The sequence below is a fragment of the Kitasatospora sp. NPDC001664 genome, from assembly GCF_053596675.1.
This window is the reverse complement of record NZ_JBSFGS010000003.1, coordinates 225,790-241,706: the sequence shown is the minus strand read 5'-3', so window position 1 is coordinate 241,706 and position 15,917 is coordinate 225,790. Positions and strand designations below refer to the sequence as shown.

12 protein-coding genes are annotated in these 15,917 nt (G+C 74.5%); 9 read left to right on the top strand and 3 right to left on the bottom strand.

The window, feature by feature from the left end; genetic code table 11:
• The first annotated feature begins 293 nt into the window (after positions 1-293).
• Together ACWCYY_RS05870 and ACWCYY_RS05865 are read left to right on the top strand one after the other, a co-directional pair.
• Positions 294-848 (top strand): DinB family protein, encoded by a 555-nt coding sequence (locus ACWCYY_RS05870; RefSeq protein ID WP_345283593.1) that lies wholly within the window; start codon positions 294-296, stop codon positions 846-848.
• Positions 849-938: 90 nt separating this feature from the next.
• Positions 939-1,520: a helix-turn-helix domain-containing protein gene (locus tag ACWCYY_RS05865; protein ID WP_345283595.1), complete on the top strand. Its 582-nt coding sequence runs from the start codon at positions 939-941 to the stop codon at positions 1,518-1,520.
• A 33-nt stretch (positions 1,521-1,553) separates the two neighbouring features.
• Here the strand turns inward: ACWCYY_RS05865 and ACWCYY_RS05860 are convergent, their stop codons facing one another.
• Entirely contained in the window at positions 1,554-2,453 is a 900-nt protein-coding gene (locus tag ACWCYY_RS05860) for a dihydrodipicolinate synthase family protein (RefSeq protein WP_449795238.1), read from the bottom strand.
• Positions 2,454-2,455: 2 nt separating this feature from the next.
• Positions 2,456-3,289 (bottom strand): aldolase, encoded by an 834-nt coding sequence (locus tag ACWCYY_RS05855; RefSeq protein WP_380148549.1) that lies wholly within the window; start codon positions 3,287-3,289, stop codon positions 2,456-2,458.
• A gap of 171 nt (positions 3,290-3,460) precedes the next feature.
• On the opposite strand from ACWCYY_RS05855, the gene ACWCYY_RS05850 reads away from it, so the two are divergent.
• From ACWCYY_RS05850 to ACWCYY_RS05825, 6 genes are all read left to right on the top strand, one after another.
• Complete coding sequence (locus ACWCYY_RS05850; RefSeq protein ID WP_449795237.1) at positions 3,461-7,132, top strand: DUF4132 domain-containing protein; 3,672 nt, start codon at positions 3,461-3,463, stop codon at positions 7,130-7,132.
• Positions 7,129-8,226: an ATP-binding protein gene (locus ACWCYY_RS05845; RefSeq protein WP_380148545.1), complete on the top strand. Its 1,098-nt coding sequence runs from the start codon at positions 7,129-7,131 to the stop codon at positions 8,224-8,226. The genes ACWCYY_RS05850 and ACWCYY_RS05845 overlap by 4 nt, the downstream gene beginning before the upstream one ends.
• Positions 8,226-10,583, top strand: a complete 2,358-nt coding sequence (locus ACWCYY_RS05840; RefSeq protein WP_449795236.1) for a DUF5682 family protein — start codon at positions 8,226-8,228, stop codon at positions 10,581-10,583. The genes ACWCYY_RS05845 and ACWCYY_RS05840 overlap by 1 nt, the downstream gene beginning before the upstream one ends.
• A complete protein-coding gene (locus tag ACWCYY_RS05835; RefSeq protein ID WP_380148542.1) occupies positions 10,580-11,752 on the top strand; it encodes a VWA domain-containing protein in 1,173 nt (390 codons plus the stop codon). The genes ACWCYY_RS05840 and ACWCYY_RS05835 overlap by 4 nt, the downstream gene beginning before the upstream one ends.
• On the top strand, positions 11,749-13,755 hold the full coding sequence (locus ACWCYY_RS05830) for a hypothetical protein (RefSeq protein WP_449795235.1): 2,007 nt from the start codon (positions 11,749-11,751) through the stop codon (positions 13,753-13,755). Before ACWCYY_RS05835 ends, ACWCYY_RS05830 begins: the two co-directional genes overlap by 4 nt.
• A gap of 96 nt (positions 13,756-13,851) precedes the next feature.
• Positions 13,852-14,418, top strand: a complete 567-nt coding sequence (locus ACWCYY_RS05825; protein WP_449795234.1) for a Uma2 family endonuclease — start codon at positions 13,852-13,854, stop codon at positions 14,416-14,418.
• Between the two features lie 61 nt (positions 14,419-14,479).
• Here ACWCYY_RS05825 and ACWCYY_RS05820 read toward each other — a convergent pair whose 3' ends face one another.
• Positions 14,480-14,863, bottom strand: a complete 384-nt coding sequence (locus ACWCYY_RS05820; protein ID WP_380148536.1) for a VOC family protein — start codon at positions 14,861-14,863, stop codon at positions 14,480-14,482.
• Between the two features lie 92 nt (positions 14,864-14,955).
• Here ACWCYY_RS05820 and ACWCYY_RS05815 point away from each other — a divergent pair, with 92 nt between their 5' ends.
• Positions 14,956-15,909 (top strand): NAD-dependent epimerase/dehydratase family protein, encoded by a 954-nt coding sequence (locus tag ACWCYY_RS05815; protein ID WP_449795233.1) that lies wholly within the window; start codon positions 14,956-14,958, stop codon positions 15,907-15,909.
• Positions 15,910-15,917: the final 8 nt, after the last annotated feature.

Genomic DNA, 15,917 nt, shown 5'->3' with positions numbered 1-15,917 from the left:
TGGAGGCGTGACGGAGCGCGCTGCGGCGGCGACGGGCCGCCGCAGCGGCGACTGAAGTGGTGTGCGGAAGCTGTCTATTCGGACTGGCGTGTGCGGCTCAAGAGCGGGCCGCCAAGTTTTGCCCTGCCATGACCGGATCGAGGGGATCTCCTGCCCCGTGGGCCGCAGTGGGGAAGTTTCCGGAATCCGGGAGGCTCCCGGCGGCGAAGCGGACACGTTCTGACCTAGATGGGGCCTACCTTTTCTCTTGTCGACGGAACGACCGACCAGAACGACGAAGACGGAGAGCCACCATGACCGAGACCACCAACCTCCAGGCCCCGATCACCGCCCCGGCCGTCACCGGGGAGCGCGCCGACCTGCTGGAGCAGCTCGCCAAGTCGCGGTTCTTCCTCCGGTTCACCGCCAACGAGCTGACGGACCAGCAGGCGGGGCACCGCTCCACGGTGAGCGGGCTCACCGTGGGCGGGCTGATCAAGCACGTCACGGGCGTGGAGCGGACCTGGGTCGACTTCATCCTCGAGGGCCCGTCCGCGATGCCGGACTTCGCGGCGATGACCGAGGAGGACTTCGCGGCCCGGGAGAACGAGTTCCGCCTGCTGCCGGGCGAGACGCTGGAGGGCGTGCTGGCCGCGTACGCCGAGGTGGCCGCCCGCACCGACGAGCTGGTGGCCACCCTGCCCGACCTGGACGCGGTCCAGCCGCTGCCCAAGGCGCCGTGGTTCGACGAGGACGCCAAGTGGTCGGCCCGCCGGGTGTTCCTGCACGTCATCGCGGAGACCTCCCAGCACGCCGGCCACGCCGACATCGTCCGCGAGGCGATCGACGGTGCGAAGAGCATGGGCTGACGCCCGCTCGGGCACCGCGGCCGCCGGGGCGGGCACCGGCGGCCGCGGTGGGATACTCGTACGGTCCGTACGGGTCGAGAGGGTGTCCGAATGAGCAGCAGCCGGGTGCGGGTCCTGCGCAAGCAGCAGCGGCTCAGCCTGGAGGCCCTGGCGGAGCGGGCCGGGGTGACCAAGAGCTACCTGTCCAAGGTCGAGCGCGGGCTCAGCGACCCGTCGATCTCCACCGCGCTCAGGCTGGCGGACGCGCTGGGCGTGGAGGTCGGGCGGCTGTTCTCGGAGGAGGTCGAGCCCGAACTGGTCACCGTGGTACGGGCCGGCGAGCGGACCAGGATCGCGGACGGCGCCGACGGCCCGGGCGCCCCGCGCTACGAGGGGATCGCCACCGGCCTCAGCGGCAAGCAGATGGTGCCCTTCGTGATGCACCCGCCGACCGCCGGGGCCGAGAGCCCGTGGAAGTCGCACGCCGGCGAGGAGTTCCTCTTCGTCCACGCGGGCACGGCCGAGCTGGAGTTCTCCGACCGGACGGTCGCGCTCGGCCCGGGGGACAGCGTGTACTTCAACTCGGCCCTGCCGCACCGCTGCCGGAGCACCGGGGCGGAGCCGGCCCAGATCCTGGTGGTGATCCACGACGATCCGGCCGACTCCGCCGGACGGGTGCCGCCGCTCCCCTGACGGGGGCTCGGCCCCGGCCGGCCGTGCGGCCGGTCAGGCGGGTACGGCCGCCGTCGCCGCGAGCAGACCCGCGAGCCGGGCCAGGCCCGCCTCGTCGAGCGGCAGCAGCGGCTGCCTGGGGTCGCCGGCCTCGAAGCCCTGCAGCGCGAGCCCGGCCTTCACCGTGGTCGGCAGGCCGCCGCTCAACAGGAAGTCCAGCATGGGCAGTTGACGGTAGAAGACGCTCCGGGCCGCGTCCAGGTCACCGATCCGGACGGCCCGGTGCAGCTCCAGGGTCAGTTCGGGGATCAGGCAGGCGGCCGCGGTGCACCAGCCCGCCGCGCCGGCCGCGAAGGCCTCCAGGGCCAGCGGGTTGCTCCCGTTGTAGAACGGCAGCTCGCCGTCGGTGAGCCGGTGCAGGCGGTGCATGCGCTGGATGTCCCCGCTGCTCTCCTTCACCATGGTGATGTTCTCCACCGTCCGGACCAGACGCACCATCAGCTCGGGCGACAGGTCGACGCCGGCGGTGGCCGGGTTGTTGTAGATCATCACCGGCACCGACACGGCGTCCGCGACCGCCGTGAAGTGCCGGACCACCTCGCGCTCGTCCAGCCGCCAGTACGACAGCGGCAGCACCATCACCACGTCGGCCCCGGCCCGTTCCGCGAACCGGGCCCGCTCGACGGCACTGCGGGTGGTGAGGTCGGCGATCCCGACCACGGTGGGCACCCGCCCCGCCACCGCGGCCACCGAGGCCTCGGCCGCCGCGTACCACTCCTGGTCGGAGAGGTAGGCGCTCTCCCCCGTGGAGCCCAGCGGGGCGACCGCGTGGCACCCGGAGCGGACCAGACGGTCCGTCAGGGCGGCCAGGCGGTCGGTGTCCACCGTGCCGTCACCGGCGGCGAAGGGGGTGACCGGGTAGGCGATGATGCCGTCCAGGGTCGTGTGGGTCATCGTCAGGCACCGTTCTGGGAGTGGTGGGCGGAGCGGGCGGCGGTCCCGCCCGTGAGGGCGTCGCCGTGGCCCGCGCGCAGGGCGCGGCGGGCGTGGTACGCGAAGTTGGCCTGGCCGCGCTTGGGCGTGGAGGTCCAGTCGTGCGCCTCCTTGGCGAGCAGCTCGGGGATCTCCTGGATCCGGCCGGAGGCGCTCGCCAACAGCTGGAGCCGGGCGGCCCGTTCGAACAGCACGGCCAGGGTGCAGCTCTCCTCGATGCTTCCGGTGGCGACCAGTTGCCCGTGGTGGGCCAGCAGCAGGGCGCGCTTGTCGCCGAGGGCCGCGGTGATGATCTCGCCCTCCTCGTTCCCGACCGGGATGCCGGGCCACTTCTCCAGGAAGGCGCAGTCGTCGTACAGCGGGCACAGGTCCATGTGCGAGACGACCAGCGGCGTCTCCAGCATGGAGAGCGCCGAGATGTGCAGCGGGTGGGTGTGGATCACGCAGGCGACGTCGGGGCGGGCCCGGTAGATCCAGCTGTGGAAGCGGTTGGCGGGGTTGGCCATGCCCTCGCCCTCGAGGACGTTCAGGTCCTCGTCGACCAGCAGCAGGTTGTCCTCGGTGATCTCGTCGAAGCCGAGGCCGAGCCGTTGGGTCCAGTACGTGCCCGGCCGCTCGGCGCGGGCGGTGATCTGCCCGGCCAGACCGGAGTCGTGGCCCGCGTCGAACAGGATCCGGCAGGTGAGCGCGAGCTTCTGACGGACGGTCCAGTCGTTGTCGGGGATGGCCGTGTCCATCCGCCGGTGGGCGAGCTCCACCAGGTCGGACTTGGACGTGCCGAAGGTTTCCGCAGCCATGGTGCGGCCTCCTCTGCTCGGGGTCAGGAAACTGGGTTCACCATAGGACACCTTGTGTCATCTGTCGACGGTCCGCGCCTCCGGGCTGTCGGGGCGCGGGGCTAGGGTGCTGCTCAGGCACACCGGACGATCACGGCTCCGGGCGGCCGGCCATGCCTTGGAGGAGAAGCGGTGCGGCGCTGGGAGTTCGTCGGTGACGGATCTGCGAAGTTCTGGGAGGCGGCGGTCGAGGGCAGTTCGGTGGTGGTGCGCTACGGCCGGATCGGGACGGCGGGGCGCGAGCAGGTCAAGGAGCTCGCCTCCGCCGATGCCGCCGAGGCGCACCTCGCGAAGCTGATGGGCGAGAAGACCCGCAAGGGTTACACCGCCGCCGACGGAGCTCCCGCCGCCCCCGCTCCGACCGCTGCCGTCGCTCCGACTCCCGCCGCTGACACGGAAGCGGAGGCGATGACGGAGACGGTCGCAGGTTCTGAGGTGGAGGACCGAACGGAAGCGGGGGCGGGCGGGCTGCCGGACGAGACCACCTTCGTCTTCCCCGCCTCCTGGCACCGCGTCCTCCAGCCGCGCCGCGGTGGCCGGGTCCGCCCGGTGCCGCGCCCGGCGGCCAAGGCCGTCCGCCAGGCCGAGGAGCGGATCGAGGCCCAACACGGCTGGATCGAGCAGGTGTTGACGTCCCGCCAGGCCCCTGCGGAGCTGGTCGCCGCCGCACGCGGGTACCTGGCCGGGGAGGCCGACCCGCTGGGGGCCGCCGTGGTCGCCGCGATCCTGCCGCCCGCCTGGCACCACAACGGCCTGGAGAAGTCCCCGTTCGTCGACGACTGGGCGGTCCGGTTCGGCCTGCCGTTCGCCGCCCGCGCCCTGGTGGAACTCGCCGGGCTGCACGTCCACTACCACCAGAGCGGGATGGTCAGGGTCGACGTCCAGCTCCGCTACCGCTCCCCCCAGCGGCCCGAGCTCAACAGCGCCGCCCAGCTGGCCGGCCGGCTCCGCGCCCTGCTCGCCGTCGCCGACGAGGCCGTGTACCAGGACGCCATCGACGCGCTGGAGGACCTCCGCACCACGCCCGCCGGCCGCCTGCTGGCCGCCTACCTGGCCCCGGGCACGCCGGGTTGGACCGAGGACTGCCTCACCGACGCACCGCGCTACAGCAGCACGCTGCTCACCCTGCTGCTGGCCACCGTGGACGACCCGGCCCAGCTCGACCGCCTCGACCCGAACCCCGTCCTCGGCTACCACGACTGGACGGTGGGCCTGTTCGCCACCCTCGCCGACGGCGTCGGCACCGAGGCGGGCCGCTACCTGGACGCCGCCCTGGGGCAGTACCACGGCACGGACGAGCTGCGCACCGTCACCTCGGTCGCGGTGCAGCTCCCCACCGACCAGGCGTTCCGCTTCCTGCTCGGCCGCCTGGCCGAGAAGCAGGCCCGGCCCGCGCTCCAGGAGGCCATGCAGCGCTACCCCGTCCGGGCAGCCCGCCTGCTGGCCGAGACGGTGCTCGCCGACGGGCCGACTGCCGCCGACGCGCGCCGCCTGCTGACCACCCACGTCCAGCTCCAGCACGCCGTCCTGCCCGAGATGACGGCACAACTCGACGCACGGACGACCGAGTTGATCGCATCCCTGGACGGCCTCCGGCCCCGGGTGGCCGAGGCTGCCCCGGACGAGCTGCCCGCGCTGCTGGTCTCCCCGCCGTGGGCGCGCCCCCGCACCCGCCGCACCGTCCGCGTACTCACCGGTCTCCAGGCCGACGCCGCACCGGAGTTGCAGTGGCGGGCCGACGAGAAGGAGCGCTGGGCCGCCGCCGAGGAACCCTGGCCCTTCCCGAGCGGGACGGACTGGGCGAGGGAGGCCAGGGAGGTCTTCGGGCACAGCGGCAACCTCTGGCACGCGCGCCGGCTGCTGATGCTCGGCCCGCGCAAGCTGCTCGCCCCGCAGCTGGAGAAGTGGCGGCCGGTGGAGACCTGGGGCGGCGGGGACGAGCTGCGGCCGGTGATCGCCCGCTACGGCCTCTCCGCCCTGCCCGCGCTGCTCGCGGCCGCCTCCTCGCAGCCGGCGAGCATCGCCCCGCTGCTGCTCCCGTTCCGGGACGCCGGGGTGGCCCGGGTGATGGCGGACTGCCTGGTTCGGCTCAAGTCGGCCCAGCCGACGGCCCGTTCGTGGTTCGCCCGGCACGGAGTCCAGGGTGCCCTGCTGCTGGTACCGGAGGCCGTCGGCCCGGACGGTGCGGCCCGGAAGGCCGCCGAACAGGCACTGCGCCTGGTCGCCGCCGAGGCCGGTACGCCGACCCTGTCCGCCGCCGTGGCCGGTCGCTACGGCGTCGAGGCGGCGGGGATCGTCGGCGAGGCGCTGGCAGCCGACCCCTTGGAGAACGCGCTGCCCGCCAAGATGCCCGAGCTCCCGGCCTGGCTGCAGCCCGCCGTCCTGCCCCAGCTGCTGCTCACCTCCGGCGCCGCGCTGCCCGAGTCGGCCGTACGGCACCTGCTCACCATGCTCGCGCTCTCCCGCCCGGAGGAGCCGTACGCCGGGGTGCCGGTCGTCACCGGGGCCTGCCGGGCCGATTCGCTGGCCGCCTTCGGCTGGGCCCTGTTCGAGGAGTGGCGTCAGGCCGGGATGCCGTCCAAGGAGAGCTGGGCGCTGACCGTGCTGGGCTCCCTCGGTGACGACGAGACGGTGCGCCGGCTGACCCCGGTGCTCCGCGAATGGCCGGGCGAGGGCGCCCACCACCGGGCGGTCGAGGGGCTGGGCGTGCTCGCCGCGATCGGCACCGACGTGGCACTGCTCCACCTGCACGGCATCGCCCAGCGGGTGAAGTTCAAGGCGCTCAAGTCCCGTGCGCAGGAGCGGATCGCCGAGGTGGCCGAGGGTCTGGGCCTGACGGCCGACCAGCTCTCGGACCGGCTGGTGCCGGACCTCGGCCTCGACGCCGACGGCACCACGGTGGTGGACTACGGGCCGCGCCGCTTCACGGTCGGCTTCGACGAGCAGCTGCGCCCCTACGTGCTGGACGGCGACGGCCGACGGCGCAAGGACCTGCCCGCGCCGGGAGCCAAGGACGATCCGGAGCTGGCCCCGGCCGAGCGCAAGCGCTTCGCCGCGCTGAAGAAGGACGTGCGCACCGTCGCCGCCGACCAGCTGCGCCGCCTGGAGGCGGCGATGGTGGCCCAACGCACATGGACCGCAGCCGAGTTCCGTGACCTCTTCGTCCGGCACCCGCTGGTCTGGCACCTGGCGCGACGCCTGGTCTGGCTGGCCGACCACGACGGCGGAGCGGGCCGCACCGCCACCACCGCCTTCCGGGTGGCCGAGGACCGCACCTTCGCCGACGTGGCGGACGAGGCCTACCAGCTGCCCGGGACCGCCACCGTCCGCCTTGCGCACCCGTTGCTGCTCGACGGCGCGGCGCAGGCCGCCTGGTCGGAGCTGTTCGCCGACTACGAGCTGCTCCAGCCCTTCCCGCAACTGGGCCGGGCAGTGAACCACTTGAGCGACGACGAGCTGGCCGCCAACCGGCTGCACCGCTTCGAGGGCAGCAAGGTCCCGGTCGGCAGGCTGCTCGGCCTGACCAAGCGCGGCTGGGAGCGCGGGGCACCGCAGGACGCGGGTGTCGAGCGGTGGTTCTCCAAGCGGCTGGGCGAGCGCTGCCACCTGGTGATCCAGCTGCACGAAGGCATCGCGGTCGGCATGGTGGACATGTTCCCCGACCAGACCTTCGAGACGGTCTGGCTGGACGTGGTGCCGCGCGACCACTGGAACAGCGACACCCATCGGCTGCGCTTCCGCGACCTGGATCCGATCGCCGCCTCCGAGCTGCTCGCCGACCTGGAGGAGGTGACCTCGGCGTGAACGCGTCCGACGTCCCCGACCTCCAGCGTCCGCCCGCCGAGGTGCGCCACGCCGAGGAGCTGGCCGCCCTGCGCGCCGAGGACCGCGATCCGCGCCCGCCGGGCTGGCAGCTCAGCCTGCGGGCGGCCCGCCGCTTCGTGATCGGGGACGAACGGGCCGGCGTCAGCCGCAAGTTCGTCGGCAACACGGCCCTGGTCGAGCGCGCCCTGGTGACCCTGGCCACCGACCGCGGCCTGCTGCTGGTCGGCGAGCCCGGCACCGCCAAATCGCTGCTCTCCGAGCTGATCGCGGCGGCCGTCAGCGGCACCTCCACCCTGACGGTGCAGGGCGGCGCGGCCACCACCGAGGATCAGATCAAGTACTCCTGGAACTACGCGCTGCTGGTCTCCGAGGGCCCGTCCCCGCGCTCCCTGGTGCCCGCCCCCATGCTGCGCGGGATGGCGGAGGGCCGGATCGTCCGCTTCGAGGAGATCACCCGCTGCCCGCTGGAGGTGCAGGACTGCCTGCTCTCCCTGCTCTCCGAACGGGTGCTGGCCGTACCGGAGTTGGACGGCCCGGACGGCATGGTCTTCGCCCGTGCCGGGTTCAACGTGATCGCCACCGCCAACACCCGGGACCGCGGCGTCAACGAGATGAGCGCCGCGCTCAAGCGCCGCTTCACCTTCGAAACCGTCTTCCCCATCCCGGACTTCGACACCGAGCTGGCCCTGGTCGAGGCCGAGGCCGGCGCCCTGCTGCGCCGCTCGGGCGTGACGGTGGCACCGGACCGCGACGTGCTGGAGGTGCTGGTGACCACCTTCCGCGAGCTGCGGCAGGGCGCCGGCTCCGCCGCTCCGGGCGGGGAGCGGATCTCCGCCGTGATGAGCACCGCGGAGGCGGTCTCGGTCGCCCATGCCATCGGCGTCCGCGGCTGGTACCTGCGGGGCGAACCCGGTGACGCCGCCGACCTGGTGACCTGTCTGGCCGGAACGGCCGCCAAGGACAGCCCGGAGGACCTCGCCCGGCTGCGGCGCTTCCTGGAGCAGGAGGGCTCCCGGCGGCGGGGAGCGCAGTGGAAGGCCCTGCACCGGGCCCGCCACCTGCTGGCGGAGTGATGGACCCTCAGGATGCCCGGGCCTCCGCTGTCGTCCTCCTCGGCGTGTGCCACCACTCCCCCGCCTGCGCCGGGCTGGTGGCCCGCACCATCGCGGAGCTGCGGCCGGCCCACGTCCTGATCGAGGGCCCGGCCGACTTCAACGACCGGCTGGACGAGCTGCTGCTCGGCCACCACCTCCCGGTCGCCGTCTTCAGCCACCACCGCGACGCCGACCGCACCGCCACCTCCTGGGCGCCGTTCTGCGAACACTCGCCGGAGTGGGTCGCGCTCACCCACGGCCGGGCCGCCGGGGCACAGGTGCGCTTCATCGACCTGCCCGCCTGGCACCCGGCCTTCACCGAACGAACCTCGACGCTCACATCCGCTACGGCTACGGCCAACCGCTTCGCCGACGCCGAGTCACGGTACGCCGAGGCCGTCGCCCGGCTGTGCGCGCACTTCGGCACGGACTCGGTGGACACCCTCTGGGACGGCCTCTTCGAGGTGGCCGACCCGGACGGTCTGACCGAACGGCTGGACGCCTACTTCGCGTTGGTGCGCGGCGACACCACCGCCGACCCGGGCGACCGGGCCCGGGAGGAGTACATGGCCTCCTGGGTGCGCGCCGCCACGGCCCGCGACGAGGGCCCGGTGCTGGTGGTGGCCGGCGGCTTCCACGTCCCGGCCCTCCGCGCCCTGCTCTCCTCCGCCCCGTCCACGCCCGCGTGGCCACCGGTCCCGGCCCCGGCGCCCGGCGCGGTCGGCGGGAGCTTCCTCGTCCCGTACTCCTTCCGGCAGTTGGACGCCTTCGCCGGCTACCAGTCCGGCCTGCCGTCGCCCGGCTACTACCAACTCCTCTGGGAGCACGGCCCGTCCGCCGCCGCCGACGGCCTGCTGGAGCAGGTGGTCCGCCGGCTGCGACACCGTCGGGTGCCCGCCTCCACCGCCGACCTGGTGGCGGCGCGCAGCCTGGCCGACGGTCTGGCCGCCCTGCGCGGTCACCGGGTGCGCAGCCGGACCGACGTGTTGGACGGCCTGGCCGGCGCACTGGTCAAGGAGGCGCTCGAACAACCGCTGCCGTGGAACGGGCGCGGCACGCTCGCCCCGGGCTCCGATCCGGTGGTCGTCGAGATGGTGGCCGCCGGTACGGGAGAGCGCGCGGGCCGGCTGCACCCGGACACCCCCGCACCGCCGCTGGTGCACGACGCCGCCACCGAGCTCGAACGGCACGGCGTGCTGCTCGGCTCGGCGGTGACGGCCGACCTCACCGAGCCGGCCGGACTGGGTCGCAGCCGACTGCTGCACCAGCTGCGGGTGTTGGGCGTCCCCGGCCACACCCGTTCCTCCGGCCCGGCCTCCGGTGCCGACCCGGTCTTCACCGAGTGTTGGGAGCCCACCCCGCTCACCGGGCGCGAGGCCGCCCTGGTCGAGGCCGGCGCGTACGGTGCCCGGGTCGCCGACGCCGCTGCGGCCTGCCTCACCGAGCAGCTGCACCAGGGGAGTTCCACCGGTGCCGCGCTCGCCGCACGGCTCTTCGACGCGGTGCTCTGCGGCGCCGACGCACTCTCCGCCGACCTCCTGCACACCCTCGCCGACCGGGCCGCGTCCGTCCCCGAACTCGCGGACGCCGGTGCCGTGTTGGCCACGGCCCTGCACCTGTGGCGGCACGACCGCGTCTACGGGGCGGCCGGCTCACCCCTGCTCGCCCGGATCATCGGCGCGTCGGCCGACCGCGTCCTCTGGCTGGCCGAGGGCCTGCACGGCGGCGGCAGCGGCACGGACGCCCGCCCCGAACCGCGGCGCCTGCGCGCACTGGCCGCCGTCCGGGACGCGGTGCGCCACGCCGAGGAGCTGCTCCCCCTCCCCGGGGCCGCCGTGCTCGACACCGCCCGCCGGATCACCACCGACCCGGCCGCTCCGCCCGACCTGCGCGGCGCCGCCCTCGGACTGCTGCGCTCACTCGACGCTCCGGTTCCCGAACTGCCCGCCCTTGCCCGGGAGTTCGCCACAGCCGGTCCGGCCCGTCTGGGCGACTGGCTCACCGGACTGTTCACCCTCGCCCGCCAGGAGCTGACCGACTCCCCTGCGCCCGCCCTGCTGGACGCCCTGGACGAGCTGGTCACCGCGATGACCGAGCACGACTTCCTCACCGGCCTGCCCGCCCTGCGCCAGGCCTTCGCCCACTTCCCGCCCCGCGAACGCGAACGGATCGCGGAACGCCTGCTGGAACGGCGCGGGCGCCGCGGCTCCGCCCGGACGCTCCTGCGCACCACTGCCGACCCGCTCGATCTGGCCCGTGCCCGTGCCCTGGAGCAGCAGGTGCACCAGCTGCTCCACCGCCACGGCCTCACCTCCGACCCCCGGACCACCCGATGACCGCTCCCTCTCACGACCCCGCTCCCGTCCGCGTCCCCGACGCCGGGCTGGAGCGCTGGCGCCTGCTGCTCGGTGCTCCCGCCGAACGCGTCACCGGCCCGCTCGCCCCGGCCGCCGCCGAACGCGACGCCGCCCTGGAGTGGCTCTACGGGCGGGACGAGGACCTGACGGAGCGCGGGATCCGGCGCCACCCGCCGGCCGCCCCGCGCGAGGGCGGCGACGGCGCCTCCCTGCTCACCGCCGTGGACTGGCTCGACGCCGTGCACCGCCTCTTCCCGAAGGAGACGGTCGAGCGCCTGGAGCGCGACGCGGTCGAACGCTACGGGATCGAGGAGATCCTCACCGACCCGGAGGTGCTGACCAGGGTCGAGCCCAGCACCACACTGCTGCGGGCCGTGCTGCGAACGAAGCACCTGATGAACCCCGACCTGCTGCTGACCGCCCGTCGGATCGTCGAGGCCGTGGTGCGGGACCTCATGGCACGCCTGCGACCCGAGCTGCGCCGCGCCTTCACCGGCGCCCGCTCACGCCGCCCCAGCCGCCTCCCGGTCGCGCGGGACTTCGACTTCCGGGGCACGCTGCGGGCCAACCTCCGGCACTACCAGCCCGAGCAGCGCCGCGTGCTGATCGAGCGGCCCCGCTTCCACTCCCGCTCCCGGCGGCACCTGGAGCAGTGGCAGCTGATCCTGCTGGTCGACCAGTCGGGTTCGATGGTCGGCTCGGTCATCCACTCCGCCGTCACCGCGGCCTGTCTCTGGGGCCTGCCGGGCCTGCGCACCCACCTGATCGCCTTCGACACCTCGGTGGTGGACCTCACCTCGGACGTCGCCGACCCGGTCGAGCTGCTGATGCGCGTCCAGCTGGGCGGCGGCACCGACATCGCCCGGGCCCTCGACCACGCCGCCGGGCTGGTGGAGAACCCGCGCCGCACCGTGGTCGCCGTGGTCTCCGACTTCTACGAGGGCGGCGACCGCTACCGCCTGCTGCGCACCGTCCGCTCGCTGACCGGCCAGGGGGCCACCGTGCTCGGCCTGGCGGCCCTGGACGAGCAGGCCGATCCGTCCTACGACCGGGTCCTGGCCGGACAGTTGGCCGAGGCGGGCGCGCACGTCGGCGCCATGACGCCCGGTCACCTGGCCGCCTTCGTCGCGGAGAAGGTCGGCCGATGACCGCGCCCGCGTCCCGCCCCTCCGCGTCGGCCGCCACCCCGCCCGCCGCCCCGACCGCACCCCCGGCCCCCACTCCCGGCACGGACCCCGACCGGCGCCCGGACCTGCTCGCCCTCACTCCGGACACGCTCGCCGCCCTCACCAACCGGGGCCTGGTCAAGCGCGCCGCCCGCGAGGTCGAGTCCGGCACCGGCCCGGAGCTGAGCCTCGCCGAGGACGGCACCCTCTCCGGCCGCCACCCCGACGGCAGCCAGAGCCGACTGCCGCCCGGCCTCGGCCTGGACGCCGCCTCCTGCACCTGCGGTGCACCGGGCGTCTGCCGTCACCTCATCGCCCTGGTCCTCTCCTACCGGCACCGCCCCTCCTCCGCTGCGACTCCCGAACAGACTTGGTCCCCCGCCGAGTTCGACGACGACCAGCTCGAAGCCGTGCTCGGACGCCCCGCCCTCGCGGCCGCCCGCCGCACCCTGGCCCGGGGCGGCCAGCGGGCCACCGTCCATCCGGCCGGCCCCGGCCACCCCGCGCCGTGGGTCGAACTCCCCTCCTGCACCGTCCGGTTCCCCGTCCCGCACGGCCTCGGCTACGCGATCAGCGACGCCGCCGCCCACCTCCACGGCGAGACCGTCGCCCTCGCCGTCCGGGCCTTCCGCGCCGCCGAGGCCTCCGGCGCCACGGAGGTCACCCTCGGCGAAGCACCCTCCGCCGACCACTCCGATCCCCTCAGCACCGCCGTCGGCCTGGCGGACGAACTCCTGCTGGACGGGGCGGCCCACACCACCCCGGTCTTCACGGCCCAACTGGAGCGCACCACTGCCCGGTTGACCGCCGCCTCCCTGCACTGGCCGGCCGCCGCGGTCCGTGCCCTGCACCGCCAGGCCGAGGCCCACACCGCCCGGGACGGCCGCTACTCCCCCATCGAACTGGCTTACCTCATCACCGAGTTGCACGCCCGAAGCCGCGCCGCCGCCCTCGACCTGGCCGGTGCACTCGGCACCCGGGAGTCCGCGGAAACCCCGCTCCGGCTGGCCCGGCTGGTCGCCCTCGGATGCCGCATCACCGGCCCCTCGGCCCGGTCACGCACCGCCGAGCTCTACTACGCCCACCCGGACGCCGGGATCGGCCTCGTGCTGCGCAGGCACTGGCAGTTCCCCGAGGACACCCGCCTCACCGGCCCCGACCTCGCCGACCGCCGGCTGCTCGGCTCCACCCTCCGCGCCCTCGCCACCGCCAACCTGGTCAGCGAACAGCTCTCCCGCCACCCCAACCGCACCGTCACCATCGGCCGCGGCCGGGTCGCCGCCACCACCGTCACCCCGCTCGGCAACGCCTGGGCCGCCCTGCCGCCGCCCCTGCTGGTCGACGACCTCGCCGCCCACCTCCGCCGCTCCGAGCACCGTCCGCCCCGCCTGATCCGGCCCCGGGTCGAGGCCGAGGACGCGGTCGTCCTCGCCGTCTCCGCCGTCGACTCCGTCGGCTACGACCCCGCCCGGCAGCAGGTCGAGGCCGTCCTCCGCGACAGCTCCGGCGCCGCGGTCCTGCTCCGGGCCGACCACGACCCGGTCTGCCCCACCCGCCTCGACTCCCTCGCCGCCACCCTCGCCGCCGGCCGGGTCACCCACGTCAGCGGCCTCCTCCACCACCACGCCGGCCACCCCGTCCTCGACCCCCTCGCCCTCCTCACCCCCGACGGCCCCACCGTCCCCGACCTCACCCCCGCCGCCCCCGTCCCCCTCCCACCCCTCGCACCCCTCCCCACCGACCCCCTCACCCACGCCCTCGAATCCGCCCTCACCACCCTCGCCGACCTCGCCCACACCGGCCTCCGACACCCCCGCCCCGACCTCACCCCCACCACCACCGCCCTCCGCCGCACCGGCCTCCACCACACCGCCACCCTCCTCGACGCCCTCGCCACCACCCCCACCCCCGCCACCTGGACCGAAGCCGCCCTCCACCTCCACCTCGCCCTCGAACTCCACCACCGCCCCCACCTGATCGAGTGACAGACCGGCCGTCCCGCCCCGCTCGGCGTCCTCGGAGGCTTAGCTGAGCGGGTGTCCTGATGGAGAATCGACCCGGAGCAGCGGAGGTGCACACAGATGAGTACGGCAGCCCACACTCCCGGGGACTACACCGTCAGCGACCCGGAGCGGGCCCTCAAGTACGCGATCCAGCACGTCGCGGGAGACCGGGCAGAGATCATCGAGGGAGTGATCACGCCCTTGTCGCCGTCCTGGGCGCACGAGAACGCCGCAGACCTCGTGCGGCTCCAGCTCACGCCACGCCTGAACGCGCTCGATCTGGCCTCCGGATCGGGCAACCTCGACCTACCCGGCTCCGAGAACTGGTTCATCCCGGACCTGGCCGTCGTCCCCCGCGAGCTCGCCGCGAAGACCGAGGGCGCCCTCCTCCCGGATCAGACCCTCTTGGTGGTCGAAGTGACCTCGACCTCGAACGGCGAGACCGATCGCACCGTCAAGCGCCGCCGTTACGGCCAGTACGGCGCGCCGCTCTACCTCCTGGTGGACCGTCAGCAACGCGAGTGCACCCTCTTCTCCGCCCCCGGCCGCCTCGGCTACGCCACCACCGACGGCCCCCACCCCTTCGGCACCCCGCTCCGCCTCCCCGCCCCGTTCGACCTGACCCTCGACACGGCCCACCGCTGAGCCGGGCTCGGGCGGGTCGGGTCCGGGGGAGCTCCCACGCTGCCGCGCACCCGACGGGGCGTCAGGCCGGGTCGAGGCGGCGGCGCAGGAGGCAGAACTCGTTGCCCTCGGGGTCGGTGAGGACGTGCCAAGGGACGTCGGGGCCTTGGCCGATGTCGGTGGGGCGGGCACCGAGGCAGAGGAGGCGGTCGAGTTCGGCGGCCTGGTCGCGGTCGGTGGGGTTGACGTCGATGTGGAGACGGAGCTTGGCGGGGCGGGGGTCGGTGCTCGGGCTCAGGATCAGGGTGGGCTGCGGGCCGCCGAAGCCGGTACCCGGTGGGCCGATCTCGATGCTGCCGTCGGACTCGCGGCCGAGCTCGACGTAGCCGAGGACCTCGCGCCAGAAGGCGGCGAGCAATTCCGGGTCGACGCAGTCGATGACCAACTCGCTGATGCGGCATGCCATGACGGTGAGTCTACGGAACCGACGGCGGCCCTGAGGGGGTGTCAGGCAGGGCCACCCGAACGGGCGACGGGGTGTCGGGCTAGGGTGCGGGAGTGAGTCTTCATCTGATCGTCGGACACGGGCCCGCCGGGGCCGCCACCGCTCGTGAGCTGGTCGGACAGGGGCACCAGGTACGGGTGGTGACCCGCTCCGGCCTGCCCGCAGGGGCGGCCGCGGAGCCGGGCGTCGAGCACCTGGCACTGGACGCCACCGACGCCGCCCGGCTGACCGAGGCCGCGAAGGGGGCCGTGGCGATCCACAGTTGTGCCGCGCCGCCGCTGCACCGCTGGACCACCGCCTGGCCGCCGCTCGCCGCCTCGCTGTTCTCCGCCGCCGAGGCGAGCGGCGCCGTACTGGTGCTGCTCGGCAACCTCTACGGCTACGGGCCGACGGCCCCCGCCGGCCCGCTCACCGAGGAGCTGCCGCTCGCCGCCACCGGCCCCAAGGGCCGGACCAGGGCGGCGATCTGGGAACAGGCCGAGGCGCTGCACGAGGCCGGCCGGATCCGTGCGGTGGAGGTCCGTGCCTCGGACTTCTTCGGCCCCGGCGTCACCGAGGGCGGCCACCTCGCCGCCCGTGCGGTCCCGCGCCTGCTGGCGGGGAAGGGCGTCTCGGTGCTCGGAGACCCGGACGCCCCGCACAGCTGGACCTACCTCCCCGACGTGGCCCGCGCCCTGGCCGAGGCCGCCTCCGACGAGCGCGCCTGGGGCCGGGCCTGGCACGTGCCGACCCTGCCCGCCCGCTCGGCGCGCGAGATGGTGCACGGCATGGCCGCCGCGGCCGGGACCACCGTGCCCACCGTCAAGCGGCTGCCCTCCGCCGTGCTCGGCCTCGCCGGTCTGTTCTCGCCGCTGCTGCGCGAACTCAAGGAGACCCGCTACCAGTTCGACCGCCCGTTCGTGGTGGACTCCTCCGCGTACGAGGCCGTGTTCGCCGTGCGCGCGACCCCGCTGGACGAGCAGTTCGAGGCTACCGTGGAGTGGTGGCGCGGCCGCACCGCCGCCTGAGAGGAGCC